Source organism: Shimia biformata (genome assembly GCF_016888515.1).
Classification (GTDB): domain Bacteria; phylum Pseudomonadota; class Alphaproteobacteria; order Rhodobacterales; family Rhodobacteraceae; genus Shimia_A; species Shimia_A biformata.
In genome coordinates, this window is record NZ_JAFEJK010000001.1 from 2,172,073 (window position 1) to 2,199,058 (window position 26,986).

Genomic DNA, 26,986 nt, shown 5'->3' on the forward strand with positions numbered 1-26,986 from the left:
CATTCATCCTGCCAGATTTGCCGCAAATTTTGCGAAAAACCGCAACCATTGGTTAACCTGCACCCGCGGCCATGCAGCTTGCCCAACCGGGCCGAACCCGCTAGGTCCAAGGGACAAAACGAAAAAAGGATCGTTGTCTTGCTGTTGTCGATGACCGGTTTTGCCACGCAAAAGGGCGCATTGGGTCCGCATTCCTGGACCTGGGACATGCGGGCGGTGAATTCCAAGGGGCTGGATCTGCGCCTGCGCGTGCCGGACTGGATCGAAGGGCTGGAACCGGCGATCCGGGCGGAACTGGGCAAACGGCTGGGGCGGGGATCGGTCTCGTTGGGGCTGCGGGTGCAGCGGGACGAGGCAGAGGGCGCCCTGACGCTGAATGCCGCGCAGCTTTCCCGCGTGCTGGATGCAATTGCCGAAACCGAGGCCGAAGCCGCCAAGCGCGACATCAGTCTCAGCACATCAAAGGCCAGTGATATCATTGCCTTGCGTGGCGTTCTTGATGCGCCAAGCGACGATCAGGACACCGCCGCGCTAAAAGCGGCGATGCTGGCGGAACTGCCCGAGGTGATCGACGCGTTTCTGGCCATGCGCCGGACCGAAGGCGCAGCGCTGGCGGCGGTGCTGACTGAACAGCTGGACCGGATCGCCGCGCTGACCGAGGACGCGGCGGCCATGCTGGAGGACCGTCAGACCGAGATGGCGGCCAACCTGAAAAAGAACCTGGCCCGCGTGCTGGACAACACCGACGGCATGGACGAGGCACGGCTGGCGCAGGAACTGGCGCTGATCGCGGTTAAATCCGACGTGACCGAGGAAATCGACCGCCTGCGCGCCCATGTCGGCGCCGCGCGTGACCTTCTGACCCAAGGAAGCCCGGTCGGACGCAAGCTGGACTTCCTGATGCAGGAGTTCAACCGGGAGGCCAACACCCTGTGTTCGAAGGCACAGAACAGCGACCTGACCGCAATCGGGCTGGACCTGAAAGTGGTCATCGACCAGATGCGCGAACAGGTTCAGAACGTGGAATGAGGGCGACAGACATGACGGACAGACGCGGACTTCTCATCATCCTGTCATCGCCTTCGGGCGCGGGGAAATCGACGCTGGCGCGGCGGCTGATGCAATGGGACGAGGGCCTGCGCTTTTCGATCTCGGCCACCACCCGCCAGCCGCGACCGGGCGAGGAACACGGGCGCGAATATTTCTTCCTCAGCGAGGAAGAGTTCAAACGCGAGGTCGCAGAAGGAAGAATGCTGGAGCATGCCCATGTGTTCGGCAATTTCTATGGTTCGCCCGCCGGACCTGTGAAGGAAACGATCGAGGCCGGCAATGACGTGCTGTTCGATGTCGACTGGCAGGGCGAATTGCAGATCAGGAACTCGGACCTGGGCAAACACGCGCTGTCGATCTTCATACTGCCGCCCTCGATCCGCGAATTGCACCGCCGCCTTGTCAGCCGGGGGCAGGACAGCGATGAGGTGATCGCCAAGCGGATGCAGAAAAGCTGGGACGAGATCTCGCACTGGGGCGCGTATGATTACGTGCTGGTCAACGATGACCTGGAGGCGACCGAGGCCAGCCTGTGCACTATCATCACCGCCGAACGCATGCGCCGCGAACAGCAGCCCAACCTGCTGGCCCATGTGCGCAACCTGCAAACCGAGTTTGAGGAGATGTCATAATGCCGATTTATCAACTGGACGGGGTCTCTCCCACCATCGCCGACGACACATGGATCGCGCCTGACGCCAACGTGATTGGCAACGTGACGCTGGAAGACGGCGCGTCGGTCTGGTTCGGCTGCACCATCCGAGGTGACAATGAAGCGATCGTGATCGGCAAAGGGTCAAACGTGCAGGAAAACACCGTCATGCACACCGATCCCGGCTGCCCGCTGACCATCGGCGCGGGCTGCACCATTGGCCACAAGGCGATGCTGCATGGCTGCACCATCGGCGACAATTCCCTGATCGGCATGGGCGCAACCGTGCTGAACGGCGCCAAAATCGGCAAGAACTGCCTGATCGGGGCCGGGGCGCTGATTACCGAAAACAAGGAAATACCCGACAATTCGCTGGTGATGGGTGCGCCGGGCAAAGTGGTGAAGACGCTGGATGAAAAAGCCGAGAAAGGGCTTCAGATGTCGGCGCTGCATTACCAGCAGAACATGCGGCGATTCCGGGACGGGTTGACCGAACTGTGACGGCGGGTCAGCGGTATTCACATTAACTTTGGCTGTTAAGTAGCTGAGATGGCGCAGCTAAACCGGGCCTTAATCAAGCCCGTTTACAAAAGCGCCAATTCCGACAATGGTCGGCGCGACCTGTCACATGAGGGCGCATCATGGCCGTGGACGACCTGAAAAGCCTGCTAGAGGCGATCCCGCTTCCCGCCGTCCTGATCGGCCCGGATGCGCGTCTGCGCGGGGCCAATGCCGCCGCCATTGCGCTCAATCCGCAGGCAGGCACCGAGCGCAGCTATATCCTTGTCTTCCGCCAGCCCGGACTTGCCGGTGCGATTGACGACTGCCTGTCCAGCCGCGACACCAGGCGCGCGATCTATCAGCATACAGACGGGGCAGCGGAAACGCGGTTCGACGTCTCTTGTGCCTATGTCACGCTGGCCGGGGCCGAGGGCGTGCTGGTCACTTTCACCGATGTCACCAGCTTTGAACAGGCGGGCCAGATCCGCCGGGATTTCGTCGCCAATGTCAGCCACGAGCTGCGCACGCCGCTGACCGCGATCATGGGGTTCATCGAAACATTGCAGGGGCCGGCGCGCGACGATGCGGCCGCCCGCGACCGTTTCCTTGGCACCATGGCGGACGAGGCGCAGCGCATGGTGCGGCTGGTCGGCGACCTGTTGTCGCTGAGCCGGGTCGAGGAAGAGGCGCGGATGCGCCCGACCGCTCAAGTGGACCTGGTGCCGCTGATCGCGGCGACGGCGCGCAACCTATCCTCGGTGGCCGAGGATCGTGGCGGTGAGATCATCTTTGAGGCGCCCGGCGCACCGATCACCGTCACCGCGGACCGGGACCAGATGATGCAGGTTTTCACCAACCTGATCGAGAACGGGTTGAAATATGGCGGGCAGGGGTGCCGCGTCACGATCACCTCGCGCATGATTGCCCGCGACCACGTGCTGCGCTGCCCGGCGATTGCGATCACCGTCAGCGACACCGGCCCCGGCATCGACGAGAAACACGTGCCCCGCCTGACCGAGCGGTTTTATCGAATCGATTCCCACCGCAGCCGCGCCATGGGGGGCACCGGACTGGGGCTGGCGATCGTGAAACACATTCTCAATCGCCATCGCGGACGGCTGGCGATTGAAAGCACGCTTGGCGAAGGCTCTGATTTTACGGTCATTCTTCCGCAAACATGACAGCGGGCGGCCTGTGAAGCTGCGACTGTCATACAGTTGTTACATACGTGTCACAAAAGCTTTGCGCGGCCCGCGTAGCACGGCGCCCGAGACGATCATCAACGGTCGTCATGTTGAAATTTGGAGAGATACGTATGTCCATCAAACTGACCGCATCCGCACTGGCCATTGCCGCTGTTGCTGCAACCTCGGCCGCCGCGCGCGACCAGATCCAGATCGCAGGCTCGTCGACCGTGCTGCCCTATGCCACCATCGTTGCCGAAGCCTTTGGCGAAAACTTCGACTTCCCGACCCCGGTGGTCGAAGGTGGCGGTTCGGGTGCTGGCCGCAAGAAGATGTGTGAAGGCGTCGGCGAAAACACCATCGACATCGCCAACTCGTCCTCGCGCATCAAACAGTCGGACATCGACCTCTGCGCCTCGAACGGCGTGAACGAGATCATGGAAGTCCGCATCGGCTATGACGGCATCGTGTTTGCGTCCGACATCAACGGCCCCGACTTCGCCTTCACCCCCGCCGACTGGTACAACGCGCTGGCCGCGAAAGTTGTGGTCGACGGCAAGTTGGTCGACAACACCTATGCGACCTGGGATCAGGTCAACCCCGATCTGCCCGCGCAGGACATCCAGGCCTTCATCCCCGGCACCAAGCACGGCACCCGCGAAGTCTTTGACGTGAAAGTGCTGGAAGCGGGCTGTGAAGCCACCGGCGCCTTCGAGATGTTCAAGGAAGCCAATGGCGGCGACAAGAAAGCGGCCGAGAAAGCCTGTATCGCGCTGCGCACCGATGGCCGTTCGGTCGATATCGACGGTGACTATACCGAGACCCTGGCCCGCCTCGACGCCAACCCGCAGTCGATCGGTGTGTTTGGCCTGTCGTTCTACCAGAACAACACCGACAAGCTGGCCGTTGCCACCATGGACGGCGTTGTTCCCTCGACCGAGTCGATTGCAACCGGCGAGTACCCGGTGTCGCGTCCCTTGTTCTTCTACGTCAAGACCGCGCATCTGGGTGTGATCCCCGGCCTGCAGGAATACATCGACTTCTTCGTCTCGGATGAGATCGCAGGCCCCGATGGCCCGCTGGCCGAATACGGTCTGGTCAGCGACCCGGAACTGGCCAAGACCCAGGACATGGTTGCCAATGCTGTTCCCATGGGTGCGCTGAACTAAGCCTCCCAAATGTTCCCTCGGGGTGGTGCCGGTTCGCTGGCGCCACCCTTCCTTTGCCCGCTGCCCCGATGGAGATCTCATGAACGCCGGTCTTGTCATCCTTGCCGTCATCGCCCTCGCAACGCTTGGCTATTTCGTTGGCCGTGCGCGTGCGCTGGCCAAGGCGGGCGGCGATATTCGCGGGTTGCATTCGCTGCCCAACTATTACGGCCAGACCGTATTCCTGTTCACCGCCGTTCCCGCGCTTCTGGTCTGTGTCGGCTGGCTGCTGTTGCAGCCGCTTTATGTCGAACACCGCGTTTCGGACATGATTACCCCCGCCGATATTGCCGAGGGCAGCTCGCAAAGCCTTGTGATGGCCGACATCCGCCGCATCGCCACCGGGCTTGATACTGCAGTCGCGCGGGGCGCGCTGACTGGAGCAGACCTGTCGAGCCTGTCCGCTGATGCCACCGATGTCCGTGCGCTTCTGGCCGGGGTCGGGGTGGCCCTGGCGTCTGAGGTCAAGGGCTCGGTTCTGGCCGCCGCAAAGGAATACCGCGCAGCCACCGCGACGCTGAAGATGGCGATGTCGGTGGTGGTGATCCTGATCGCGCTGGCCGGGTTCGTTCTGTCGCTGCGGCGTCTGCGGCCCGATTTCCGCGCCCGCAACGTCTCTGAGACGGCGATCAAGGCGCTGCTGATCCTCGCGTCTTCCGTGGCGATCCTGACAACCGTCGGCATCATCTTTTCGCTGGTCTTCGAAACGGCGAATTTCTTTGGCCTGCATTCGGCGGCTGACTTCTTCTTTGGCCTGACCTGGAACCCGCAGTTCCGGGGCGGCTCGGACCTCGGCATCCTGCCCCTGTTGTGGGGCACGCTTTACGTGTCGTTCGTGGCGCTTTTGTTTGCCGTGCCCATTGGCCTTCTGGTGGCAATCTACCTGTCGGAATATGCCTCGAACCGGGTGCGCACGATTGTGAAGCCCGCGGTCGAGATCCTGGCCGGTATCCCGACCATCGTTTACGGTCTGTTTGCCCTGATCACCGTCGGGCCGCTTCTGCGCGACTATTTCGCCCAGCCGTTGGGCCTTGGCACGTCCTCGTCCTCGGTTCTGACGGCGGGTCTGGTCATGGGCGTCATGCTGATCCCCTTCGTGTCATCGCTGTCCGACGACGTGATCAATGCGGTGCCGCAATCCATGCGCGACGGGTCATACGGGCTTGGCGCGACGCAATCGGAGACGGTGAAACAGGTGATCCTGCCCGCCGCGCTGCCCGGCATCGTCGGCGCCATCCTTCTGGCCGCCTCGCGTGCCATCGGGGAAACCATGATCGTGGTGATGGGGGCAGGGGCGGCGGCCAAGCTCAGCCTCAACCCGCTTGAGGCGATGACCACCATCACCGTCAAGATCGTCAGCCAGCTGACCGGCGACACCGAATTCGCCAGCCCAGAAACCCTTGTCGCCTTCGCCCTGGGGCTGTCGCTGTTTGTCGTCACGCTGGGGCTGAACGTTCTGGCGCTTTACATTGTCCGCAAGTACCGGGAACAGTACGAATGACCGACGCAACCTCGTCCGGCGGGGCAACCCCGCGCCATTCCAGCTCGCTTCTGACGCAGGACGCGCGCACGCTGAAACGCAACGCCGCAGAATCCCGGTTCCGCGCCTATGGGCTGAGTGCCGTGGTGATCGCGATGCTGGCGCTGGTCTTCCTGTTGGGGTCGATCCTGCACAACGGTTCGTCCGCGTTCCGGCAGACCTTCATCACGCTGGATGTCTATCTCGACCCCGCCAAGCTCGACAAGAAGGGCACCGGCAACGCGGAGGAAATCCGCAAGGTCACCACGTTTGGCTATGCGCCCCTGATCGCGGCCTCGTTCGAAAAGCTGTTCGAGGAAGAGGGCATCGGCGTCGAGGGCATCTCGGCCAAGAAAGCCGGCGACCTGATTTCCAAGGAAGGCGCCGCCGACCTGCGCCGTTTCGTGCATGAGGATACGACCCGCGTGGGCGAGACGGTTTCGTTCAGCTTCCTCGCCTCGGGCCGTATCGACGGGTTTTTCAAGGGCCGGGTGACGATGGAATCGGCCGAGCGGGACAGCAACGTGTCGCCCGCGCAACTGATGCTGGCCGAACAGCTGAAAGAAGCCGGGCACCTTAAAACCTCGTGGAACTGGGGCTTCCTGACCATGGCGGATGCCTCGGAAAACAGGCCAGAGGCCGCCGGGCTTGGCGTCGCGATCCTGGGCTCGTTCTACATGATGATCGTGGTTCTGGTGCTGTCGCTGCCCATTGGCGTTGCCGCCTCGATCTATCTGGAAGAGTTTGCGCCGAAGAACTGGATCACCGACATCATCGAGGTCAACATCTCGAACCTGGCTGCCGTGCCGTCGATTGTCTTTGGTATCCTCGGCCTTGCGATCTTCATCAACTTTGCCGGGTTGCCGCAATCGGCGCCCATCGTTGGTGGTCTGGTGCTGACGCTGATGACGCTGCCGACGATCATCATCGCGACGCGCGCCTCGCTCAAGGCGGTGCCGCCGTCGATCCGCGACGCTGCGCTTGGGGTAGGGGCCTCGAAGATGCAGGCGGTGTTCCATCACGTTCTGCCGCTGGCCGCGCCGGGCATCCTGACCGGCACCATCATCGGGCTGGCGCAGGCGCTGGGGGAAACTGCACCGCTGCTGCTGATCGGCATGGTCGCCTTCGTGCGCGAGTTTCCGGCCGCCCCGCCCGAGGGCTTCTTTGACCCGGCATCGGCGCTGCCCGTGCAGGTCTATAACTGGACACAACGCGCGGACCCGGCTTTTGTGGAACGGGCATCGGGGGCGATCATCGTTCTTCTGGTCTTCTTGCTGATCATGAACGCCATCGCCATCGTGCTGCGCCGCCGGTTTGAACGCCGCTGGTAAGAATGGGAACACATCCAATGTATGACGCGCCGAATTTGGGGGCCAAAGTGGAACAGAAAACCAACAAGATCGAAGCCAATGGCGTTCAGGTCTATTACGGCGATACGCATGCCATCAAGGATGTCAGCGTTGCCATCGAAAGCAACACCGTGACCGCGTTCATCGGTCCGTCTGGCTGCGGGAAGTCGACCTTCCTGCGCTGCCTGAACCGGATGAACGACACGATCGACATCTGCCGCATCGAGGGCGACATCCGGCTGGATGGCGAAGACATCTATGACAAGCGCGTCGATCCCGTGCAGCTGCGCGCCAAGGTCGGCATGGTGTTCCAGAAACCCAACCCGTTCCCCAAGTCGATCTATGACAATATCGCCTATGGCCCGCGCATTCACGGCCTGGCCAAGTCCAAGGCCGACCTGGATGAGATCGTCGAGAAATCCCTGCGCCGCGGCGCGATCTGGAACGAGGTCAAGGACCGCCTGCACGAACCCGGCACCGGGCTGTCGGGCGGCCAGCAGCAGCGCCTGTGCATCGCCCGCGCCATCGCGACCGAGCCCGAGGTGCTTCTGATGGACGAACCCTGTTCGGCGCTTGACCCCATTGCCACCGCGCAGGTCGAGGAACTGATCGACGAATTGCGCGCGCAATACTCGGTGGTGATCGTGACCCACTCGATGCAACAGGCCGCACGGGTCAGCCAGAAAACCGCGTTCTTCCACCTTGGTCACCTGGTCGAATACGACAATACCTCGACCATTTTCACCAATCCGCGCGATGAGCGGACGGAAAGCTATATCACCGGTCGGATCGGCTAGGAGCAGTAAACATGAACGATACCCATATCGCATCGGCCTTTGACCGCGATCTCGAAGAGGTCCAGGGCCTTATCATGAAAATGGGCGGGCTGGTCGAAGCCGCCATCCTTGACGCCTCGAAATCGCTCGACAACCGCGACGAGGAACTGGCCGAACAGGTCCGGGCCGCGGATGCCGCGATTGACGAGCTGGAAGAGCTGATCAACGAAGAGGCCGCCCGCGTGATCGCGCTGCGTGCGCCGACCGCAATTGACCTGCGGGTGATCCTGTCGGTGATCAAGATCGCCGGCAACCTGGAACGCATCGGTGACTATGCCAAGAACATGGCCAAGCGGACCTCGGTCCTGGTGCATATGACGCCGGTTGAAGGGTCGCGCGGGGCGCTGCGGCGCATGGCGCGCGAGGTGCAATTGATGCTGAAGGATGCGCTCGACGCCTATGTCCAGCGCGATGTCGAACTGGCTCGTGATATTCTGGAACGCGACCGCGACATCGACCAGATGTACAACGCGCTGTTCCGCGAATTCCTGACCTTCATGATGGAAGACCCGCGCTATATCACCCCCTGCATGCACCTGCATTTCATCGCCAAGAACACCGAGCGGATGGGCGATCACGTGACCTCGATCGCCGAGCAGGTGATCTACCTGGTGACCGGAGAGATGCCCGAGGAAACCCGCCCCAAGGTGGATACGACCTCGCGCGATCTGTCCATTCTGGACAGCGATAACGAGGATTAATCATGGCGACGCCGCACCCAACCGTACTGGTCGTCGAGGATGAACCGGCACAGCGCGAAGTCCTGACCTATAACCTTCAGGCCGAGGGCTTTGACGTTGTGGCCGCCGAAGACGGCGAAGAGGCGCTTTTACTTGTGGACGAGGTCACGCCGGACGTGATCGTGCTGGACTGGATGTTGCCCGGCGTTTCGGGGATCGAGATCTGCCGACGCTTGAAGACCAAGCCGCAAACCACTGGAATTCCAGTGATAATGCTATCTGCCCGGTCCGAGGAAGTGGACCGGGTTCGGGGGCTGGAAACCGGCGCGGACGACTATGTGGTGAAACCCTATTCGGTGCTGGAACTGATGGCGCGGGTGCGCGGCCAATTGCGGCGGGTCCGACCTGCGTCGGTTGGTCAGCGGCTTGAGTTCGACGATATCGTGCTGGACAGCGAAACCCATCGCGTCACCCGCGACGGCAAGCCAGTGAAACTGGGTCCGACCGAGTTCCGGCTGCTCTCGACCTTCATGGAAAAACCGGGCCGTGTCTGGGGCAGGGACCAGTTGCTGGACCGTGTCTGGGGCCGCGACATCTATGTCGACAGCCGCACCGTGGATGTCCATATCGGGCGGCTGCGCAAGGCGTTGTGCGTGCATGGTGGCGAAGATCCCGTCCGAACGGTTCGCGGCGCGGGCTACTCGTTGGGCTGATCGGTTTTTCGTCTTTCCCAGCCCGTTTTGGCGCGGCATAGTGCCAAAAAACCAAACGGGGTCGGGACGTGGCGCGTGAATCAAACGCATGGGAGCAGTCGTCGAAAGAATCTATTTCTTTTAACGTGTTAGATTGCGATCTTAACGTCGATCTCGCCATCGTCGGCGGCGGTTTCACCGGAACGTCCGCCGCGCTGGAAGCGGCCCGCGCCGGGGCGTCAGTGGCGCTGTTGGAAGCGCATGCAATCGGTCATGGCGGGTCCGGGCGGAACGTCGGTCTGGTCAATGCGGGGCTGTGGCTGCCGCCGGATCAGGTCGAGGCTCAGATGGGCGTTGCACCGGGTCGTCGGCTGAACGACATTCTGGCCGCCGCGCCCGAGGTTGTGTTCGGCCTGATCGCGGATCACGGGATCGCCTGTGACCCGGTCAGGAACGGAACGCTGCACCTGGCACATTCCTCCAAGGGACTGAAATCGCTGAAAAACCGCCTGGCGCAACAACAGGCGCGCCAGGCGCCCGTGACACTTCTGGACGCCCGCGAAACCGCGCGGCGGGTGGGATCGGGGGCCTTTCACGGCGCGCTGTGGGACCGTCGCGCCGGAACCATCAATCCGCTGGCCTATAACCGCGGCCTGGCGCGGGCGGCACGTGATGCGGGCGCAGGGCTTTACGAAAACACGCCTGTCACACGGATTTCGCATCAGAACGGCGGATGGCAGCTGACGGCGGTGAACCATACCGTGCGGGCGCAGTCCCTGCTTGTGGCGACCAACGCCTACCATGAAGACATGCCGGGGTTCAGAACGCCGCGCGCGCCGAAAGTCAGCTATTTCCAGATGGCACTGCGGCCCGATACCGCGTGTGACGAGATTCTTTCCAGTATCCTGCCCGGCGGCGAAGGATGCTGGGACACGGGCCTGATCATGACCTCGGTGCGGCGTGACAGCCAGGGGCGCATCCTGTTCGGGGCGATTGGACGACCCAACGGGGCAGGGCGACGCATTCACCTGAACTGGGCGCGGCGCGCGTTCGACAGGATTTTCCCCCAACTGGCCAGCGCCGCGCTCGACGGTTTCTGGTCCGGGGAGATCAGCATGCCGGCGGATCACATTCCCAAAATTATCAACTTCGGTCCGCAAGCCGTTGCGGTCATGGGATATTCCGGCCGTGGTATCGCACCGGGTACGGTCTTTGGACAGCGCTGCGCGCGGATGTTGGTGAGTGGACAGCAGGATGAACTGCCAGTGGACACGGCCCAAAGCTACGCCGAAGCCGCGGTCCGCGCCAAGTCAGCGTTCTATGAATTCGGCGCGCGCCTGATTCACTTCGGCGCATATCGCTAGGGGGCATGAGGGGGCATGCGCCTTGGACGGGAAAACCGTCATCCCCAATTCGTATAATCAATATTATGTTAATTACAGACTATAGCACATGGACCACAATTCCGGTTTTGCGACATTGCAGCGCTGGACAGATGATTAACAAAGAACATAGTAAAGATGACTACTTTGAAGGAATTTCCAATGACATCGATCCTCGTCCTGAATGGGCCGAACCTTAATCTTTTGGGTACGCGTCAGCCCGAGGTCTATGGAACCGCAACGCTCGCCGATGTCGAACAGCTTGCCCGCGACACCGGTGCAGCGCATGGCGTGGACGTCGCCTGCTTCCAGTCCAACAGCGAAGGCGCGCTGATCGACGCCATTCATGCCGCGCGCGGCGTTCATGCCGGGCTTGTCATCAACGCCGGTGCCTATACCCATACATCCGTTGCGATCATGGACGCGATTGCCAGCGTGGAACTGCCCACGATCGAAGTTCACATGAGCAACATCCACGCGCGCGAGGAATTCCGCCACAAGTCGTTCATTGCCCCTGTCGCGGTTGGCCAGATCTGCGGATTTGGCACGGACAGCTATAGATTGGCCATGTTGGCCCTGATCTCGTATTTGAAAGGTCAGACGTGAATACCGAGTATCTTCAAAAAGTTGCTGACAGTACCTCGTTGGAATGTCTGTGGGAACGGCATTGCGAGAAAATGGCCGAGTTCGGCTTTGACCGGCTGATCTATGGCTGCTCGAATTACATGTCGCCCACCGGGTTCGGCGACATGGAGGACTTTATCGTCCTGTCCAATCATGACCGGGACTATCTGGACGCGTTCCTCAGCGATGGGCTTTATTACGACAGCCCGATGATGAGCTGGGTCCTGTCCAATACCGGCGCCAAAAGCTGGAGCGAAAACATGCGCCGCCTGGCGGCGAATGAACTCAGCGATGGCGAAAAGAAGGTTCTGGAATTCAACCGGCGCTTCAACGTGGTCGCCGGGTACACGATCAGTTTTCCCAGCAGTTCCCAGCGGTTCAAGGGCGCGATGGCCCTGGCGGCGAAGCCCGGCCTGTCACAGGAGGACGTCGACGCATTGTGGGCGGAACGTGGCAGTGAAATCCACCTGATCAACTCGATCGTGAACCTGAAGATCATCACCCTGCCCTATACCCGCCCCAAGCGGCAGCTGACAAAGCGCCAGCGCGAGGTGCTGGAATGGGTCGGCATGGGCAAGACGGTTCAGGACATCGCGACCCTGATCGACCGCACGCCGGCAACGGTCGAAAAACACCTGAGACTGGCGCGCGAGTCGCTCTGCGTGGACACCACCGCACAGGCCTTGATGAAAGCTGCATTTCAGCATCAGATTTTCACCAACACACCCTGATTTGACGCCATAGCGCGTCAAAACTTACGGTTTCCTGTACTTGCAACCGGCAAATATGTGATGCAATCTGTCGCTGTTCCGTGAGTGGTGGCTTTGGCCTTGGAACTTGTATTTGCCAATACCCGTGTTTTTCGGGCTCTGGTGGATACCCGGCTAATCCGGATGTCGGCTTGTGGATGTATAGTCAGTTTGCAAGCCGACGCTCCTTCGGACGTCCCCTCATCCCCATGTTTCGGGGGCGTGTTATGAAGGAACGGCGCTGTCTTCGGGCAGCGCCGTTTTTCATTTCCGGCACCGGGAAAACCGAACACGACAAAAGGAAACCGCCGCCCGGTGTCCCGGACGGCGGCCAATTTGCGGATGGTCAGATGATCCCTCGGATCAGCCTTTCATGGTCTTGGCGACCTCGGCTGCGAAATCTTCTTCTTTCTTTTCGATGCCTTCACCGACTTCCATGCGGATGAAGCCCAGGATCTCGGCGCCGGCGTCTTTGGCGGCCTGGCCGACGGTGATGTCGGGGTTCACCACGAACGCCTGGTTGATCAGGGTGATCTCGGCCAGGAATTTCTTCATGCGGCCTTCGATCATCTTCTCGATCACGGCTTCGGGCTTGCCGGATTCACGTGCGATGTCGATCTGGATCTGACGCTCTTTCTCGACAACAGCCGGGTCGAGGTCGGCCTCGGTCAGCGCCTGCGGACGCGGGTCGGCAGCGGCGACGTGCATCGCGATCTGCTTGCCAAGCGCCTCGTCGCCACCGTTCATGGCAACCAGAACACCGATCTTGCCCATGCCACCCGTGACGGCGTTGTGGACATAGGACACGACGTTTTCACCTTCGACCGACGCCATACGGCGCAGCGACATGTTTTCGCCGATGGTGGCGATCTTGTCGGTGATCAGGTCCTTGACCTTTTTCGAGCCGACGCTGGCTTCGGTCAGTGCTTCGACCGATTCGACGCCCAGGGCTACGGTTGCGATCTCGCCAACCATTTCCTGGAATTCGGCGTTCTTGCCGACAAAGTCGGTTTCCGAGTTCACTTCGACCGCGACACCCTTGCCGCCGTCAACCAGAACGGCCACCAGGCCTTCGGCTGCGGTCCGGCCGGATTTCTTGGCCGCTTTCGCCAGGCCCTTGGTGCGCAGCCAGTCAATGGCTTCGTCCATGTTGCCTTCGGTTTCGGTCAACGCTTTTTTCGCGTCCATCATGCCTGCGCCGGTCATCTCGCGCAGTTCTTTGACCATAGCTGCTGTGATCGCCATCTTTGGCTCTCCTCGTCTCATGGATTATACGGGGGCCGGCCTACCCTGCCCCCGTGTCAGTTTCTTGAACGCGTGCGCTTAGGCTTCGGCGGCGGCCTCTTCGGACACGGCGTCTTCTGCCGGTGCCTCGTCCATTGCGCCCAGGTCAACGCCAGCGGCGCCCAGCTGTGCGGTCATGCCGTCCAGCGCGGCGCGGGCCGCGAGGTCGCAATAAAGCGAGATCGCGCGCGATGCGTCGTCGTTGCCGGGGATGACATAGTCAACGCCTGCGGGCGAGCAGTTGGTGTCGACCACGGCCACAACCGGGATGCCCAGCTTGTTGGCTTCTGCGACGGCCAGCGCCTCTTTCTTGACGTCGATGACGAACAGCAGGTCCGGCACGCCGCCCATTTCGCGGATACCGCCCAGCGATGCCTGCAGCTTGGCCTGGTCGCGTTCGATGCCCAGACGCTCTTTCTTGGTCAGGCCTTCGGCGCCCGAGGCCATTTTCTCGTCGATTTCCTTCAGGCGGTTGATCGACTGCGACACGGTTTTCCAGTTGGTCAGCGTGCCACCCAGCCAGCGGTGGTTCATGTAATACTGGGCCGATTTCTCGGCGGCTTCGGCGATCGGGCCAGCGGCCTGGCGCTTGGTGCCGACGAACAGAACGCGGCCGCCCTTGGCGACGGTGTCACGCACTGCGTTCAGAGCCGCGTCCAGCATGGGAACGGTCTGGGTCAGGTCCATGATGTGGATGCCATTGCGCGAGCCATAGATATACTCGCCCATCTTGGGGTTCCAGCGCTGGGTTTGGTGACCAAAGTGAACGCCAGCTTCGAGCAGCTGACGCATGGTGAACTCGGGAAGAGCCATGTCAGTTTCCTTTTCCGGTTTCGCCTCGGCGGGGGTGTGAGAGCAGATGCTCCAACCGGCGGACTGTTGGGGATGTCTCCCCCAACGGGCCCAAACCCCGCCTGCGGGTTTGAATGGCGCGCGTATAACGGGGAATGACGGGGGGCGCAAGGGCGTAATTTGCTGACGCCGGTTGGCGTGGCAGGCGGCGGGATTTCGGGTATTTGTGACCAGCAAAAAGCTGGGGGCTAGCCCCCCTGATGGCCCCCCTGCCCCAACCCGTCCAGCACCGCGCGGGCGGCGCGCAATCCGGGGGCGTCGTCGCCGCGCCCCAAGAGGGTCATGGTGGTTTCCATCGCCTCGATCTGTGTTGCGGGATTGTCGATCAGGTCCAGAAGCGCGGGCGCGATGCGGTCGGCGCGGCAATTGGCGCCGATAAACTCCGGCACGGCACGGGTTTGTGACACAAGATTGACCAGCGTCACCGTGTCGATCTTCAGCATCTGGGCGATGATCTGGCGGCTGATCCAGTTCATGTCATAGGCGATGACCATCGGCGTTGTGCTGGCGGCCAGTTCCAGGGACACGGTGCCAGAAGCGGCCAGCGCGATATCGGCGGCGCGGAAGGCGGCGCGTTTCTGACGTGCCGCCCTGTCCGGCGAGATTTCCGTCGGGTCGAGGATCAGCGGCGCCACGGCCCAGTCCTGTGTCTCGGCCCGGACCATGGCGGCGACGGGGCCGGCAGCCGGCAGGACGGGGCGAATGTCGGGGCGGGTCTGCGCCAGCCGCGCCAGCACCTCGCCAAAGATCGGCGCGAGGCGCGAGACCTCGCCGCGCCGTGACCCCGGCAGAACCAAGAGGATCGGCGCATCCTGCAACCCGTGGGTTTCGCGGAACTCCAGCACCTCGGCATCCGTGGCGACGGGTTCGGCCACCACGGGATGGCCGACGAAGTCGCAACGCAGCCCGACAGCCTCAAGATAGGGCGGTTCAAACGGCAAAAGCGCCAGCACCTGATCGACATGGGCCGCCATCTTTGCCGCCCGGCCTGCGCGCCATGCCCAGACCGAGGGCGCGACGTAATGCACGATGCGCGGGCCACCCTTTTCGCGCACCAGCTTTGCCACCCGCAGGCAGAAATCCGGGCTGTCGATGGTGATCAGCACATCCGCCTGTGCCGCGATCACCGCGTCCGCAGTCTCGGCAATCCGGCGTTTGAGGTGGAAGTATTTCGGCGCGATCTCGGCGATCCCCATAAGGCTGAGTTCGTCCATCGGGAAAAGGCTGGTCAGGCCCTCGGCCGTCATCAACGGACCACCGACCCCGGAGAAGGCCACGTCCGGCACCAGCTGTTTCAGGCCGGACATCAGCGCCGCGCCCAGCTTGTCGCCCGAGACCTCGCCCGCGATCAGGAAGGCCCGCATCAGAGCGCCTGCGCCAGAAGGAACAGACCCGTGTCACGGGCCGCGGCAAGGGTGGCGTCGCGGTCCAGCACAACGACGCGGTTTGCTGCGATCACCACACCCGACAGCCCCGCGGCGGCGGCGTTTCGGATCGTGTCGGGACCGATCGCGGGCATGTCGACGCGCAGGTCCTGCCCGCGTTTCGGCGCCTTGACCAGAACACCGCCCTTGGTGCGGCGCAGCTTGTCGGGGGTTGCGGCGACGAAGGACAACAGCGCGTCGGTGCCCTGCAATGTCTCGATCCCGAGGCAAAGGCCGCCCGCCACCACCGCCCCCTGCCCGACATCCAGAGGCGACAGGGCCAGCAGGATATCGGTGGCAAAGCTGGCATCCTTTTGCTGTTGCTCAGAAGGCGTTGGCCCGGCCAGAAGCCCCTCTTCCGCAGTCAGTCCGGGCAGCAATTCATGGGCGCCGCGCACGGTAAACCCCTGCTCCTCGAACACCGCGATCACCAGCCGCAACAGCGCATCGTCGCCGCCCTGCAACGCGGCGACAAGGCGGGGCGCAATTCCGGCCATGGTTGCGTCAAAGGCAGACGGATCCAGCGGCGGGCGGGCCATGCCACCGGCAAAGACCACATCCGTCGCACCCTGCGCCTTCAGGTCGTCAAACAACGCGCCCATCTTTTCGAAACGGTGTTCACACACGGGTCGGTCATGGGTATGGTCCACGCCTGCGAAGGTCACGATCACCGCATCGGGATGCGCCGCGGCCAGCGCGACCGGCAATGCGCCGGCACCGGAAAGGATGGCCAGACGTCCCATGATCAGCGCGGTGTCAGGAACGACCGGTCGGTGTCGCCCATCACGAAATTGACGATCTCGCGGACATAATCGCTGTCGGTGTCTTCCCCAAGCTTCTGCGCGCGGGCCGCAAATGTCCCCTCGCCCTGCGCCAGTTCCCTGAACGCGGCCCTCAGCGCCGAGATGTCGGACCGCGCCACGCCGCGCCGTTTCAGGCCGACAAGGTTCAGCCCGTCCAACTCTCCTCGCGGTCCCTGTACGAGGCCATAGGGGATGACGTCATTGGTCACCATCGTCACCGCGCCGATGATCGCGCCGCGTCCGATACGCACCCATTGGTGGATGCCGCAGAGACCGCCGATGATGACATCGTCCTCGATCACGCAATGGCCCGCGACTGCGGCCGAGTTCACCACGATCACCCGGTCGCCGATGATGGCGTCATGGGCGATGTGGCAGCCCGCCATGAACAACCCGTCGTCACCGATCCGGGTGACGCCACCGCCGCCCTCGGTGCCAAGGTTCATGGTCACATGTTCACGTATGCGGTTGCGCTTGCCGATTTCCAGCGCGGTGATCTCGCCCTTGAACTTCAGGTCCTGGGGCGTTTCGCCCAGCACGGCAAAAGAGAACACAACCGTGTCTTCGCCGATCACGGTGCGGCCCGAGACTACGACATGGCTGCGCAGCTCGACGCGCTCGCGCAGCACCACCTCGGGGCCAATCACGCAGAACGGACCGACCACGCAGCCCGCGCCGATCTGTGCGCCATCCTCGACAATCGCCGAGGGATGCACCCTTGCGTCAGGGGAAATCGACATGTGCGTCACTCCTTGGGCAGGTCCATCATGGCGGTGAACTCAACCTCGGTTGCCATCTCGCCCTCGACCGTGGCGATGCCGGCAAATTTCCACACTTTGCCGCCGGGCTTGCCGCGCAGGGTGGTCAGGTTCATCTCGACCACGTCGCCGGGCACCACCATGCGGCGGAACTTGCATTTGTCGATCGACATGAAATAGACCAGCATGTTCTTGTCTTCCATGCCAAGCGCGGTGCCGACCATGACGGCGGCGGTCTGGGCCATGGCCTCGACGATAGTGACGCCGGGCATGATCGGCTTGCCGGGGAAATGGCCCTGGAAGTGCGGCTCGTTCATGGTGACGTTCTTGATGCCGCGCGCCGATTCATAGCCCTTGATGTCGACCACCTTGTCCACCAGCAGGAACGGGTAGCGGTGCGGGATGATACGCTGAATACGGTGGATATCGGCGGTAAGGGTCTGGTCGGTCATCTGATGCTCCGCTTTCGGCTGGTCTGTTGCCAGGTTTTCTTCCCCCTGTGCTAGCAACACGCCAGCCAATGGGCAAGCACGGTCAGGCATACATGGGATAGATGTCAGTCCTTGGGGGCCAGCCCCGCGCCATCACCCAGTTCGGCGTTCAGCCGTTCGATGGCGACGCGGGTCACGTCAATCGCGGAATCCGACATCAATACGCTGCGCTGTTCGACAATGACCGAGGCACCATGTTCGCTCATCAACTGCCCCAGGATGGGGCGCGCGGCGTTGATGAACACGGCTTGCTCGCGGTCACGTTTCAGCCCGATCTGAAGCGCCTTGTCATCCTGTTCGGCGCGGATCTGCTTGACGCGGGCGTCAAACGCATCCGCCACGGCGCGAAAATCTTCGGGCGCCATGTTGGGGCGCTTGTTGGCCAGTTCCCGTTCCTCGGCGGTCAGTTCCGCCTGAATCTTGCGGTTTTCCGCCAGAAGCACAGATTGCGCGGCCTCGATTTCCTCGCTGACGCGTTTGCCAAAGGCGGATTGTTCAAAAAGCGCCTCTGAGTTCACCGTCAGGATCGGGGTTTCCACCGCGCCGAAGCTTTGCGCATGGCCCGTGATCGGCGACATGACCGCCAACCACAGCCCCAGCAGAAAGCCCGCCCCCCGCATCGATCAGAATTCGGCGCGGATGGTGAAGTCGAAGAACTGTTCTTCGTCGAAATCCTCTTTCTTCAGAGCTTTCGAGAAGTTGAAGCGCAAGGGGCCGATGGGCGTGTTCCAGAAAATCGACAGACCAACCACGTGGCGCAGCGAGAAATCGGCGCCCTGAACCGTGCCAACCCCGGTGCGGTCCACACCCCAGAGGCTGCCGACGTCATAGAACAGACCACCGGTGATACCGACCTCTTCCGGCAGACCCAGCGGGAATTCTGCCTCGAACCGGGCGACGGCATACATGGTGCCGCCAAGCGCGTCGTTCTGATCTGCGGTGATCCCGGTTTCGCGGGGACCGATGCCATAGACCGTGAAGCCACGCATCTGACGGGGCGGAAGGATGAAGCGGTCGGTGATCCGGCTGTCCTTGTCGGGGGAATAATGCATCCCCCCTTCCAGCGATGCCCGCAGAGTCACGTTTTCCTGCAACACGCGCGTCACCGCCGAAAGCTTGGCCTCGGTATTGATATACTGGTAATCGCCCCCGATCCCGCCGAAGTTCTGCGACAGTTCGAAGTTGTAGCCGGTTTTCGGGTCAATCCCGTTGCGGCGGCTGTCCCAGGTATAGGTATAGCCGATCGAGCTTTGAAAGACGTCGCCAAGCGCGGCCTCGGTGTCGATGATCGAGGTCGGGATTTCCTCGTCCTCGCGAATCTCCATCGCGATGTTCTGCAAACGGTAGTTCAGCGACAGACGTCCGTTCTGGCTGACCGGGAAGGACAGCGACGGGCGGAACTCACCGATCGTCTGGGTGAAGCGGTTGATCGAACGCGACGTTTCCTGGTAGCGCAGCACGATCCCGGCCTCAAGATCACGGCCAAGGATGTTGGGGTCGCTGAAGCCAAAGAAGTAATCCGCGATCTCGGACGAGGTCGACAGGTTCACAGCCAGGTTCTGACCACGGCCCAGGAAGTTGCGTTCCGAAAACCGCATCACAAGCCCCAGCCCGTCATTTGTCGAATAGGTGCCGCCGAAGGACAACGAGCCGGTGGGCTGTTCCTCGACATCGACGTCGATCACGACCTGGTCGGGGGCAGACCCCTCGCGCGCGTTGACGTTTGCGGTCGAGAAGAAGCCAAGCGCGCGGATGCGTTCGGCGCTTTCGCGCACTTCGCGGGCATTGAACGGGTCGCCTTCGACGATGCGGAACTGGGTGCGGACGACGCGGTCCAGCGTGGTGGTGTTGCCCTCGATGTCGATGCGTTCGACAAAGATGCGGTCACCTTTCACCAGCGCGAATTCCACATCCAGTGTCAGGTCGCGGTCATTGCGGGTGATGCGCGGGTCGACCCGGATGAAGTCATAGCCCAGCCGCACCGCGAGCGTTTCCATGCGCGCGATGTTGTTTTCGACATCCAGCGGCGTGTAGGTGCGCCCGCTGCGGATCTTCTGCGCCTTCTCGAATTCGGCGGCATCGAGGCCCTTGACCTCGCTCAGGATGGTGATCTTGCCGAATTTGAACTGCTGGCCTTCCTCGACGTTGAACGCCAGGAAATAGCCGTCGCGTTCCTGGCTCAGCTCGGCGCTGACGCTGGTGGTGCGGAAGTCGATATAGCCGCGCGACAGGTAGAAATCGCGCAGGACCTGCTTGTCGAACTCGACCCGGTCCTCGACAAACGTGTCCCGGCGGATGAATTCGCGCAGCAGCCCGGCCTGCTTGGTGCCCAGCACCTGACGCAGGCGGTAGTCCGAGAAATGCTGGTTGCCAACGAAGCTGATGCGTTCGATCTCGACCACGTCGCCTTCGAAAATCTCAAAGACAAGGTCGGCGCGGTTGTCGGGGCGGCGGATGATGCGCGGCGTGACCCGCGCGGCAAGACGGCCCGACTGCGCGTAGGCCTCGGCGATCCGTGCGGCGTCCCGCTCGACCGCGCTTGGGTTCAGCACACGGCGCGATTGGGATTCGATGACCTGACCCAGGTTTTCATCCTTCAGGCGCTTGTTGCCTTCGAAGTTGATGATGTTGATCGTCGGGTATTCCTTGACCCGGATGATGAGCTGCGACCCGTTGGGGACCAGCTCGACCTCTTCGAACAGTCCCGTCGCCAGAACCCGCTGATAGGCAGCGTTCAGCTGGCCGCCGGTGACCGGTTGATTCCGCGCGATTCCGGCATAGGTCAGGATGGCCGTGGATTCGATCCGCCGGTTGCCTTCCACCGCGACGCTGGAGAAGCGGTAGTCCTGCGCCTCGGCAAGGCTGGGCAGCAGGAGCAAGAAGATTGAAACTAAAAAGAAAAACGCGACCAGTAGTTTTCGAAAACCTGTCGCATCCACGGTGGCGGCGCGTGCTTGTGCCTTCCGCATTCCGGCCATGCCAATCTTCCCAATCAAATCCCAGTTGCGAAAGTGAGTATCGGGATCGGAAGCGCTTGTCAAAACGCCAGAACCGCCTGAGGTCAGAGAATGCGAAAATGTTGTTTTTGTGCAGGTATGGTAATCGCCAAAAGCCGCCCCACCAGATATGGTGTGCGGCTTTGCTGTTTGAAAACGCCGATCAGGTCAGAGCCAGCCGAGGCTGCGCATATATGTCGCCAGCAACAGCGCCGCGACAATGGCGCCGGGAAACAGCAGCCGGTCCCAGTTGACATCAAACAGCAACCAGATCGCGCGATATCCATGTTCCAGCGTGTGCATCGGTTCCGCCCTTGCGTGTTCGGACCCTCTCTGGTCCAGGTTCATCCTGATCCAAGATATGGTCACGAATTCGGGCGGAAATGCGGCAACCGGGTGACATCGACATGACACCCAAGCCGTTAATCTTCGGCTCAGGTTGGGTTTCTGACAGGGTTTCTGGAAGGGTCAGGGACAGAACATGTCATTGGTCAGCCCGAAGATCATCAGGCTGCCGACAATGAACAGCCCCAATGTCATCAGCACGCGCAGCGCGCCATCGCTGGGCGGTTTGCCCGCGACCGCTTCATAAGCGTAAAACACAAGGTGCCCGCCATCCAGCATCGGGATCGGAAACAGGTTCAAAAGCCCGATCGCCGCGCTCAGCACCGCGATGAACCAGATGAAACTGGCCGTGCCCTGGCTGGCCATTGCCCCCGAGGTCTGGGCAATGCCAATCGGACCCGACAGGTTGCAGGACGAGATCGCCCCGGTGACCATGTGGTAAAGCCCCGAGACCGAGCCCTGGATGATCCGTCCGGTCTGAGCCACCCCGCCCCAGATCGCGTCGCCAATGCCCGGCGTGACCGTGGCCGGCTCAAACGCCAGCCCGCCGCCGATGCCGATGCGCCAATGGGTCTTGAAGCCGCCGTCGGTCTGCGGCTCGTCCACGCGGCGCGGGGCCAGCGCGAACTCAAGGGTTTCACCGTCGCGCCAGACATCCAGCAAAAGCACCCGGCCATCGCTGCCTTCGACCGCCTCTTTCAACTCGGAAAACGCGGTCACCGGCTGGCCGTCGATCGCGGTGATGACGTCACCGACCTTCATGTTGATGTTATAGGCCGAGCTTTGCGGCGCCAGGCTGAGGACATGCGGCGGATAGAGATAGGGGCCGTCGACCGTCATTTCCTGCCCGTCACGCAGAACATCATAAGGCAGCAGCGGCTGGATCGGCAGCGCCTTGGAAAATTCGGAAAACGCCTCGTCGTCATCGAAACCGGGCAATGCGATGCCCGCAATGCCGCGCACCTCGTCCCCTTCCTGCAGGGTAACACCCTGAACAGGCAGGTCGCGCAGCTGTCCGATGACAAGCTTGTCGCCGATCTCTCCCCGGCTCAGAAGGACCGCGGCAAAAACAAGGATCGACAGGGCGAAGTTGAACAGAGGACCGGCGGCAACCGTGGCGGCGCGCGCCCAAAGCGGCGCGCCGTGAATGGTGTGGCGGCGCTGGTCTTCGTCCATGGCGGCGATCGCCTCGCCGTCCTTGCCGCTGGCGGCGTTGGCATCACCCATGAACCGCACATAGCCGCCCAGGGGAATCGCCGCGATCTGCCATTTCGTGCCGCGCTTGTCGTGGCGCGACCACAGCACCGGGCCGAACCCCAGCGAAAACACCTCGGCATGAATGCCCGACCAGCGGCCAACGATGTAGTGGCCGTATTCGTGGATCGCCACGATCACCGAAAGCGCCACCACGAAGGCAATCACCACCAGAAGAGTGTTTCCGAATTGCGGGATCAGGCTGAGAATGTCCAAAGGTCTTCCTAGGTCTGTAAGTCGTTGATGACGGTTTCGGCGGTCTGACGGGCCATCTGGTCCGTTTCCAACACGCTTTCAAGGGTCATCGTGTCATTGGTAAGGCACGGATCGGAAGAAAGCCGGGCCAGTACCTCTTCCACCACCTCGGCCATTTGCAGGAATCCGATGCGGTGGCCAAGAAAGCCATCCAGCGCGGTTTCCTTGGCGGCGTTGAACACAGCGCCCATCAACCCGCCTGCCTGCATCACCTCGCGGGCAAGGCGCAACGCGGGATAGCGGGTCTCGTCCGGGGCGCGGAAGGTCAACGCGCCGATCTGCGTCAGGTCCAGCCGTTCGACCGGGACATGGTCGCGCTCGGGCCAGTGCAGGGCAAAGCCGATGGCGTGGCGCATGTCGGCAGGACCAAGATGGGCCATGATGCCGCCATCGCTGAACCCGATCAGCGCATGGACCAGCGACTCTGGGTGAACGACGACCTCGATCTGATCCTCTCGAAACCCAAAGAGTTCATGTGTTTCAATGACTTCCAGCGCCTTGTTGAACATGGATGCACTGTCGATCGTGATCCGCTGGCCCATGGCCCAGTTGGGATGGGTCGCGGCCTGTTCCGGGGTGGCGGCGGCCATCTGATCCAGGCTCCAGTCGCGGAACGCCCCGCCCGAAGCGGTGATGATCACCCGTTCCACGGCGGCGCGGTCCTCGCCGATCAGGGCCTGGAACACGGCGGAATGTTCGCTGTCGACAGGCAACAGCGTGCCGCCATTCTGCGCAGCGGTGCGGCGGACCAGTTCCCCGGCACAGACCAGCGATTCCTTGTTGGCCAGCGCCAGCGTCGCCCCCTGTTCCAGCGCCAGAAGGCCGGGTTTCAGCCCCGCAGCGCCAACGATGGCCGACATGACCCAGTCGGCGGGGCGCTTTGCGGCACCGTCCATGGCCCCTGCCCCGGCTGCGGCTTCGATGCCAGAGCCCGCAAGCGCGGCTTTCAGATCGTCGTAACAGTCGTCAAAGGCGGTCACCGCCACTTGCGCGTTCAGTCGGCGTGCATCGGCGGCCAGTTGCGCCACGTTGCGGCCCCCCGACAGCGCCACCACTTGATAGGCATCCGGGTCGCGGGCAATCAGGTCAATCGTGCTTTGTCCGATCGACCCGGTGGCGCCAAAAATGGAAACCTTGCGCATCACTCCCCCACTCAGCCCGCCTGCGGCAGGGCGATGACCAGCGACAGGATCATGACAAACAGCGCCGCCCCCATCATGGCGTCAAACCGGTCCAGAAGCCCGCCGTGACCGGGGATCAGATGCGAGGAATCCTTGACCCCGTAGCGGCGCTTGATCGCGCTTTCGGCAATATCGCCCATCTGCGAGGCAAACGAGGTCAGGACGCTGATCAACATCAGTTTCCAGCCTCCGAAGGCCAGTCCGACAACCGCCGCCGCAACCCATCCCGCCGAGGTGCCGGACCAGGTTTTCTTGGGGCTGATCGAGGGCCAGAACTTGGGTCCGCCAAAGGTGCGCCCGGCAAAATAGCCCGCGATATCGGTGGCGATGACCACCAGAACCAGCCAGGCAACAGACGGCAAGCCGTTGAAATCCCGCAGCTTTACCAGCCCATAACAGGCAACCATCAACCCTGCGGCATAGGCCACGAAAATCGCGTGATCCTTCGACAGCCGGGACGCGCCCGTCAGCGCGGGCGCGATCAGGACCGGCAGCAAGAAGAAGGGCGGGATCAGGTGCGAAAAGAAGATGATGACACCGCAAAGCGCGCCCAGCCAGATCCCGTCGCTGGCCGCTTTTGTGCCCATGATGCGGGTCAGTTCCCAGATCATCCCGGCACAGATCAGCGCCACCAGGCCATGAAACCACAAGCCCCCAAGCCACAAGCCTTCGACACCGACGGCAAGCATGATCACGGCCGACAGGATACGGGCGGGCAGATCACCCCATTTTGCGTCGCCACTCATGCGGGCACGGCACCAAACCGACGCTCGCGGCCGCCATAGGCGCCGACGAGACGGGTGAATTCCTCGGAGGTGAAATCGGGCCAGAGCGTGTCGATGAACTCATACTCGGCATAGGCCGACTGCCACAGCAGGAAGTTTGAAATCCGCGCCTCGCCGCTGGTGCGGATCACAAGATCAGGATCGGGCAAAACGTAAGTATCCAAATACCTTGGCAGGGTTTCTTCATCCACATTTTCGGGCTTCAGACGCCCGGCGGCTACGTCCTCGGCCAAACGTTTGGTGGCGCGGGCGACCTCATCCCGGCCGCCATAGTTCAGGGCAATGGTCAGGTTGGTGCCGGTGCAATGGGCGGTCAGCGCCTCGGCCTCGTCCATCAGGTTGCGCAGCTTGGCGTCCAGCTTGACCCGGTCGCCAATGAACCGCACGCGCACGTTCTGGCGTACGAAATCCTGCATTTCCTTGAAGATATAGCGGCGGAACAGGCTCATCAGCCCGGCGACCTCGGCCTGGGTGCGTTTCCAGTTCTCGGTCGAGAAGGCGAAGATCGTCAGATAGTCGACGCCCACGTCCGGGCAGGTCTCGACGATCTCGCGCACCCGGCGGGCGCCGGCGTGGTGGCCGAACAGCCGTGGCCGCCCGCGCGCCTGCGCCCAGCGGCCATTGCCATCCATGATGATCGCCACATGGCGCGGGCCGCCGTCGGGTTTGCTTGTCTTGCCCATATCGCGCCCTCGCGCCAAAATCCGGTTCAGACCTGCATGATCTCGGATTGCTTGTTTTCAAGCGCCCCGTCGACCAGCTTGATGAACTTGTCGGTCAGTTCCTGAACCTCGTCTTCCCAGATCTTCTGGTCATCCTCGGACATGCCGGCGGCCTTGGCCTTCTTGATCTGGTCCATCCCGTCCCGGCGGACGTTACGGATCGCGACGCGGGCATGTTCGGCATATTGCGCGGCGACGCGGGCCAGTTCGGTGCGGCGTTCCTCGTTCAATTCGGGAATCGGCAGCATGACGATCGTGCCGTTGGTCTGAGGGTTGATCCCCAAGCCACTGTTCATAATGGCTTTTTCAACCGCGCTAACCAGCGATTTGTCCCAGACGTTGACCGTCACCATGCGCGGTTCGGGCACGTTCACCGTGCCGACCTGATTGATCGGGGTCTTCTGGCCATAGGCCTCGACCATGACCGGTTCCAGCATCGTGGCCGAGGCGCGGCCCGTGCGCAGCGAGGCGAACTCGGTCTTCAGGGCCCCCATCGCGCCTTCCATGCGGCGGGTCAGGTCGTCGGTATCAATCTCGAAATCTTCGTCGGACATGGTCTTTTGCTCTTGTTGGTGCGGGCCAGAACAATGTCCTGACCCGGAAGTGAAGTGTTGGTGTCACCTTAGCGGCTTCACTGGACCTTTGTATAGGTGCCCTCACCGGCGAGGATGCCGCGGAACCCGCCGGGTTCATCCAACGAGAACACGATGATCGGCAGGCTGTTGTCGCGGGCCAGTGCAATTGCGCTGGCATCCATCACGCCAAGGCGTTTGGCCAGCACGTCGTCATAGCTGACGTTGTCATAGCGCTCGGCGTCGTCATGTTTCGCCGGGTCCTTGTCATAGACGCCGTCAACCTTGGTGCCCTTGAAGATGGCTTCGCAGGCCATTTCATTGGCGCGCAGCGTCGCGGCGGTGTCGGTGGTGAAATAGGGGTTGCCGGTGCCGGCGGCAAAGATGCAGACCCGTTTCTTCTCAAGGTGGCGCACGGCGCGGCGGCGGATATAGGGTTCCGCCACCTCGTCCATGCGAATGGCCGAGATCACGCGGGTAAAGACCCCCAGACCCTCAAGCGCGGACTGCATCGCCAGCGCGTTCATCACGGTTGCCAGCATGCCCATGTAATCGGCGGTTGTGCGCTCCATCCCCTGCGCGGACCCGGCCAGCCCGCGGAAGATGTTGCCGCCGCCGATGACCATGCAGATCTCGACCCCCATGTCGTGAACCGATTTCACTTCCTTGGCGATGCGCTGAACGGTGGGCGGGTGCAGGCCGAACCCCTGATCCCCCATCAGCGCCTCCCCCGAGATTTTCAGCATCACCCGTTTGTAGGTCGTGGCGGGTGTCGGGGAAGTGACGGGGGAATCATCGGCCATGTTGCACTCCGTTTGCGCGAAGAAGTAGGATCGCG

The 26,986-nt window shown here is 62.2% G+C and carries 28 protein-coding genes; 13 read left to right on the top strand and 15 right to left on the bottom strand.

From position 1 onward, the window contains the following. The first annotated feature begins 150 nt into the window (after positions 1 to 150). The 13 genes from JQ863_RS10645 to JQ863_RS10705 all read left to right on the top strand — a co-directional run bounded on the left by JQ863_RS10645 (position 151) and on the right by JQ863_RS10705 (position 12,408). Positions 151 to 1,029, top strand: coding sequence for a YicC/YloC family endoribonuclease (locus JQ863_RS10645; RefSeq protein WP_204114249.1), 879 nt, complete (start codon positions 151 to 153; stop codon positions 1,027 to 1,029). 11 nt (positions 1,030 to 1,040) lie between these two features. Next, a complete protein-coding gene (gene gmk, locus JQ863_RS10650) occupies positions 1,041 to 1,682 on the top strand; it encodes a guanylate kinase (protein ID WP_204114250.1) in 642 nt (213 codons plus the stop codon). After that, positions 1,682 to 2,203: a gamma carbonic anhydrase family protein gene (locus JQ863_RS10655; protein ID WP_204114251.1), complete on the top strand. Its 522-nt coding sequence runs from the start codon at positions 1,682 to 1,684 to the stop codon at positions 2,201 to 2,203. The genes gmk and JQ863_RS10655 overlap by 1 nt, the downstream gene beginning before the upstream one ends. A gap of 140 nt (positions 2,204 to 2,343) precedes the next feature. Further along, on the top strand, positions 2,344 to 3,384 hold the full coding sequence (locus JQ863_RS10660) for a sensor histidine kinase (RefSeq protein ID WP_204114252.1): 1,041 nt from the start codon (positions 2,344 to 2,346) through the stop codon (positions 3,382 to 3,384). A 134-nt stretch (positions 3,385 to 3,518) separates the two neighbouring features. Beyond that, entirely contained in the window at positions 3,519 to 4,556 is a 1,038-nt protein-coding gene (locus tag JQ863_RS10665) for a substrate-binding domain-containing protein (RefSeq protein WP_204114253.1), read from the top strand. A 79-nt stretch (positions 4,557 to 4,635) separates the two neighbouring features. Next, positions 4,636 to 6,096 carry a phosphate ABC transporter permease subunit PstC gene (gene pstC / locus JQ863_RS10670; protein WP_204114254.1) on the top strand — a complete coding sequence of 487 codons (1,461 nt, stop codon included), beginning with the start codon at positions 4,636 to 4,638 and terminating at the stop codon, positions 6,094 to 6,096. Beyond that, positions 6,093 to 7,445, top strand: coding sequence for a phosphate ABC transporter permease PstA (gene pstA, locus JQ863_RS10675; protein WP_204114255.1), 1,353 nt, complete (start codon positions 6,093 to 6,095; stop codon positions 7,443 to 7,445). Before pstC ends, pstA begins: the two co-directional genes overlap by 4 nt. 17 nt (positions 7,446 to 7,462) lie before the next feature. Beyond that, a complete protein-coding gene (gene pstB, locus JQ863_RS10680; RefSeq protein ID WP_204115135.1) occupies positions 7,463 to 8,260 on the top strand; it encodes a phosphate ABC transporter ATP-binding protein PstB in 798 nt (265 codons plus the stop codon). 11 nt (positions 8,261 to 8,271) lie between these two features. After that, the gene (gene phoU, locus JQ863_RS10685) at positions 8,272 to 9,000 is read left to right on the top strand and encodes a phosphate signaling complex protein PhoU (RefSeq protein WP_204114256.1); all 729 of its coding nucleotides are present in this window, start codon (positions 8,272 to 8,274) and stop codon (positions 8,998 to 9,000) included. 2 nt (positions 9,001 to 9,002) lie between these two features. Then, positions 9,003 to 9,692 (top strand): phosphate regulon transcriptional regulator PhoB, encoded by a 690-nt coding sequence (phoB, locus tag JQ863_RS10690; protein WP_204114257.1) that lies wholly within the window; start codon positions 9,003 to 9,005, stop codon positions 9,690 to 9,692. A gap of 68 nt (positions 9,693 to 9,760) precedes the next feature. Further along, complete coding sequence (locus JQ863_RS10695) at positions 9,761 to 11,035, top strand: NAD(P)/FAD-dependent oxidoreductase (protein ID WP_204114258.1); 1,275 nt, start codon at positions 9,761 to 9,763, stop codon at positions 11,033 to 11,035. A 180-nt stretch (positions 11,036 to 11,215) separates the two neighbouring features. Further along, positions 11,216 to 11,659 carry a type II 3-dehydroquinate dehydratase gene (gene aroQ, locus JQ863_RS10700; protein ID WP_204114259.1) on the top strand — a complete coding sequence of 148 codons (444 nt, stop codon included), beginning with the start codon at positions 11,216 to 11,218 and terminating at the stop codon, positions 11,657 to 11,659. Continuing rightward, on the top strand, positions 11,656 to 12,408 hold the full coding sequence (locus JQ863_RS10705; RefSeq protein ID WP_204114260.1) for an autoinducer binding domain-containing protein: 753 nt from the start codon (positions 11,656 to 11,658) through the stop codon (positions 12,406 to 12,408). Before aroQ ends, JQ863_RS10705 begins: the two co-directional genes overlap by 4 nt. A 381-nt stretch (positions 12,409 to 12,789) precedes the next feature. On the opposite strand, the gene tsf is transcribed toward JQ863_RS10705, so the two are convergent. From tsf to pyrH, 15 genes are all read right to left on the bottom strand, one after another. Then, complete coding sequence (gene tsf / locus JQ863_RS10710) at positions 12,790 to 13,671, bottom strand: translation elongation factor Ts (RefSeq protein WP_204114261.1); 882 nt, start codon at positions 13,669 to 13,671, stop codon at positions 12,790 to 12,792. 78 nt (positions 13,672 to 13,749) lie between these two features. Further along, positions 13,750 to 14,523: a 30S ribosomal protein S2 gene (gene rpsB, locus JQ863_RS10715; protein ID WP_204114262.1), complete on the bottom strand. Its 774-nt coding sequence runs from the start codon at positions 14,521 to 14,523 to the stop codon at positions 13,750 to 13,752. Between the two features lie 227 nt (positions 14,524 to 14,750). Continuing rightward, a complete protein-coding gene (gene lpxB / locus JQ863_RS10720; protein WP_204114263.1) occupies positions 14,751 to 15,926 on the bottom strand; it encodes a lipid-A-disaccharide synthase in 1,176 nt (391 codons plus the stop codon). After that, a complete protein-coding gene (locus tag JQ863_RS10725; protein WP_204114264.1) occupies positions 15,926 to 16,729 on the bottom strand; it encodes an LpxI family protein in 804 nt (267 codons plus the stop codon). Before JQ863_RS10725 ends, lpxB begins: the two co-directional genes overlap by 1 nt. A gap of 2 nt (positions 16,730 to 16,731) precedes the next feature. After that, the gene (gene lpxA / locus JQ863_RS10730; protein ID WP_204114265.1) at positions 16,732 to 17,529 is read right to left on the bottom strand and encodes an acyl-ACP--UDP-N-acetylglucosamine O-acyltransferase; all 798 of its coding nucleotides are present in this window, start codon (positions 17,527 to 17,529) and stop codon (positions 16,732 to 16,734) included. Positions 17,530 to 17,534: 5 nt separating this feature from the next. Beyond that, on the bottom strand, positions 17,535 to 17,999 hold the full coding sequence (fabZ, locus tag JQ863_RS10735; protein ID WP_204114266.1) for a 3-hydroxyacyl-ACP dehydratase FabZ: 465 nt from the start codon (positions 17,997 to 17,999) through the stop codon (positions 17,535 to 17,537). Positions 18,000 to 18,103: 104 nt separating this feature from the next. After that, complete coding sequence (locus JQ863_RS10740) at positions 18,104 to 18,616, bottom strand: OmpH/Skp family outer membrane protein (RefSeq protein WP_204114267.1); 513 nt, start codon at positions 18,614 to 18,616, stop codon at positions 18,104 to 18,106. A 45-nt stretch (positions 18,617 to 18,661) separates the two neighbouring features. Then, positions 18,662 to 21,007 (bottom strand): outer membrane protein assembly factor BamA, encoded by a 2,346-nt coding sequence (gene bamA, locus JQ863_RS10745; protein ID WP_204114268.1) that lies wholly within the window; start codon positions 21,005 to 21,007, stop codon positions 18,662 to 18,664. A 195-nt stretch (positions 21,008 to 21,202) separates the two neighbouring features. Next, a complete protein-coding gene (locus JQ863_RS10750) occupies positions 21,203 to 21,382 on the bottom strand; it encodes a hypothetical protein (RefSeq protein ID WP_204115184.1) in 180 nt (59 codons plus the stop codon). 120 nt (positions 21,383 to 21,502) lie between these two features. Further along, entirely contained in the window at positions 21,503 to 22,849 is a 1,347-nt protein-coding gene (gene rseP / locus JQ863_RS10755) for an RIP metalloprotease RseP (RefSeq protein ID WP_204114269.1), read from the bottom strand. A gap of 8 nt (positions 22,850 to 22,857) precedes the next feature. Next, the gene (dxr, locus tag JQ863_RS10760; protein WP_204114270.1) at positions 22,858 to 24,030 is read right to left on the bottom strand and encodes a 1-deoxy-D-xylulose-5-phosphate reductoisomerase; all 1,173 of its coding nucleotides are present in this window, start codon (positions 24,028 to 24,030) and stop codon (positions 22,858 to 22,860) included. An 11-nt stretch (positions 24,031 to 24,041) separates the two neighbouring features. Continuing rightward, positions 24,042 to 24,815, bottom strand: a complete 774-nt coding sequence (locus JQ863_RS10765; RefSeq protein WP_204114271.1) for a phosphatidate cytidylyltransferase — start codon at positions 24,813 to 24,815, stop codon at positions 24,042 to 24,044. Continuing rightward, positions 24,812 to 25,537 (bottom strand): isoprenyl transferase, encoded by a 726-nt coding sequence (locus tag JQ863_RS10770; RefSeq protein ID WP_204114272.1) that lies wholly within the window; start codon positions 25,535 to 25,537, stop codon positions 24,812 to 24,814. Before JQ863_RS10770 ends, JQ863_RS10765 begins: the two co-directional genes overlap by 4 nt. A 26-nt stretch (positions 25,538 to 25,563) precedes the next feature. After that, on the bottom strand, positions 25,564 to 26,130 hold the full coding sequence (gene frr / locus JQ863_RS10775) for a ribosome recycling factor (RefSeq protein WP_204114273.1): 567 nt from the start codon (positions 26,128 to 26,130) through the stop codon (positions 25,564 to 25,566). A gap of 77 nt (positions 26,131 to 26,207) precedes the next feature. Next, positions 26,208 to 26,951 carry a UMP kinase gene (gene pyrH, locus JQ863_RS10780; RefSeq protein WP_204114274.1) on the bottom strand — a complete coding sequence of 248 codons (744 nt, stop codon included), beginning with the start codon at positions 26,949 to 26,951 and terminating at the stop codon, positions 26,208 to 26,210. Positions 26,952 to 26,986: the final 35 nt, after the last annotated feature.

Bases quoted from the DNA above. Each gene is read 5' to 3' on its own strand.
- JQ863_RS10645 (WP_204114249.1), top strand. From the start codon at position 151: ATGACCGGTTTTGCCACGCAAAAGGGCGCATTGGGTCCGCATTCCTGG.
- gmk (WP_204114250.1), top strand. From the start codon at position 1,041: ATGACGGACAGACGCGGACTTCTCATCATCCTGTCATCGCCTTCGGGC.
- JQ863_RS10655 (WP_204114251.1), top strand. From the start codon at position 1,682: ATGCCGATTTATCAACTGGACGGGGTCTCTCCCACCATCGCCGACGAC.
- JQ863_RS10660 (WP_204114252.1), top strand. From the start codon at position 2,344: ATGGCCGTGGACGACCTGAAAAGCCTGCTAGAGGCGATCCCGCTTCCC.
- JQ863_RS10665 (WP_204114253.1), top strand. From the start codon at position 3,519: ATGTCCATCAAACTGACCGCATCCGCACTGGCCATTGCCGCTGTTGCT.
- pstC (WP_204114254.1), top strand. From the start codon at position 4,636: ATGAACGCCGGTCTTGTCATCCTTGCCGTCATCGCCCTCGCAACGCTT.
- pstA (WP_204114255.1), top strand. From the start codon at position 6,093: ATGACCGACGCAACCTCGTCCGGCGGGGCAACCCCGCGCCATTCCAGC.
- pstB (WP_204115135.1), top strand. From the start codon at position 7,463: ATGTATGACGCGCCGAATTTGGGGGCCAAAGTGGAACAGAAAACCAAC.
- phoU (WP_204114256.1), top strand. From the start codon at position 8,272: ATGAACGATACCCATATCGCATCGGCCTTTGACCGCGATCTCGAAGAG.
- phoB (WP_204114257.1), top strand. From the start codon at position 9,003: ATGGCGACGCCGCACCCAACCGTACTGGTCGTCGAGGATGAACCGGCA.
- aroQ (WP_204114259.1), top strand. From the start codon at position 11,216: ATGACATCGATCCTCGTCCTGAATGGGCCGAACCTTAATCTTTTGGGT.
- tsf (WP_204114261.1), bottom strand. From the start codon at position 13,671: ATGGCGATCACAGCAGCTATGGTCAAAGAACTGCGCGAGATGACCGGC.
- rpsB (WP_204114262.1), bottom strand. From the start codon at position 14,523: ATGGCTCTTCCCGAGTTCACCATGCGTCAGCTGCTCGAAGCTGGCGTT.
- lpxB (WP_204114263.1), bottom strand. From the start codon at position 15,926: ATGCGGGCCTTCCTGATCGCGGGCGAGGTCTCGGGCGACAAGCTGGGC.
- JQ863_RS10725 (WP_204114264.1), bottom strand. From the start codon at position 16,729: ATGGGACGTCTGGCCATCCTTTCCGGTGCCGGCGCATTGCCGGTCGCG.
- lpxA (WP_204114265.1), bottom strand. From the start codon at position 17,529: ATGTCGATTTCCCCTGACGCAAGGGTGCATCCCTCGGCGATTGTCGAG.
- fabZ (WP_204114266.1), bottom strand. From the start codon at position 17,999: ATGACCGACCAGACCCTTACCGCCGATATCCACCGTATTCAGCGTATC.
- JQ863_RS10740 (WP_204114267.1), bottom strand. From the start codon at position 18,616: ATGTCGCCGATCACGGGCCATGCGCAAAGCTTCGGCGCGGTGGAAACC.
- bamA (WP_204114268.1), bottom strand. From the start codon at position 21,007: ATGCGGAAGGCACAAGCACGCGCCGCCACCGTGGATGCGACAGGTTTT.
- JQ863_RS10750 (WP_204115184.1), bottom strand. From the start codon at position 21,382: ATGAACCTGGACCAGAGAGGGTCCGAACACGCAAGGGCGGAACCGATG.
- dxr (WP_204114270.1), bottom strand. From the start codon at position 24,030: ATGCGCAAGGTTTCCATTTTTGGCGCCACCGGGTCGATCGGACAAAGC.
- JQ863_RS10765 (WP_204114271.1), bottom strand. From the start codon at position 24,815: ATGAGTGGCGACGCAAAATGGGGTGATCTGCCCGCCCGTATCCTGTCG.
- JQ863_RS10770 (WP_204114272.1), bottom strand. From the start codon at position 25,537: ATGGGCAAGACAAGCAAACCCGACGGCGGCCCGCGCCATGTGGCGATC.
- frr (WP_204114273.1), bottom strand. From the start codon at position 26,130: ATGTCCGACGAAGATTTCGAGATTGATACCGACGACCTGACCCGCCGC.
- pyrH (WP_204114274.1), bottom strand. From the start codon at position 26,951: ATGGCCGATGATTCCCCCGTCACTTCCCCGACACCCGCCACGACCTAC.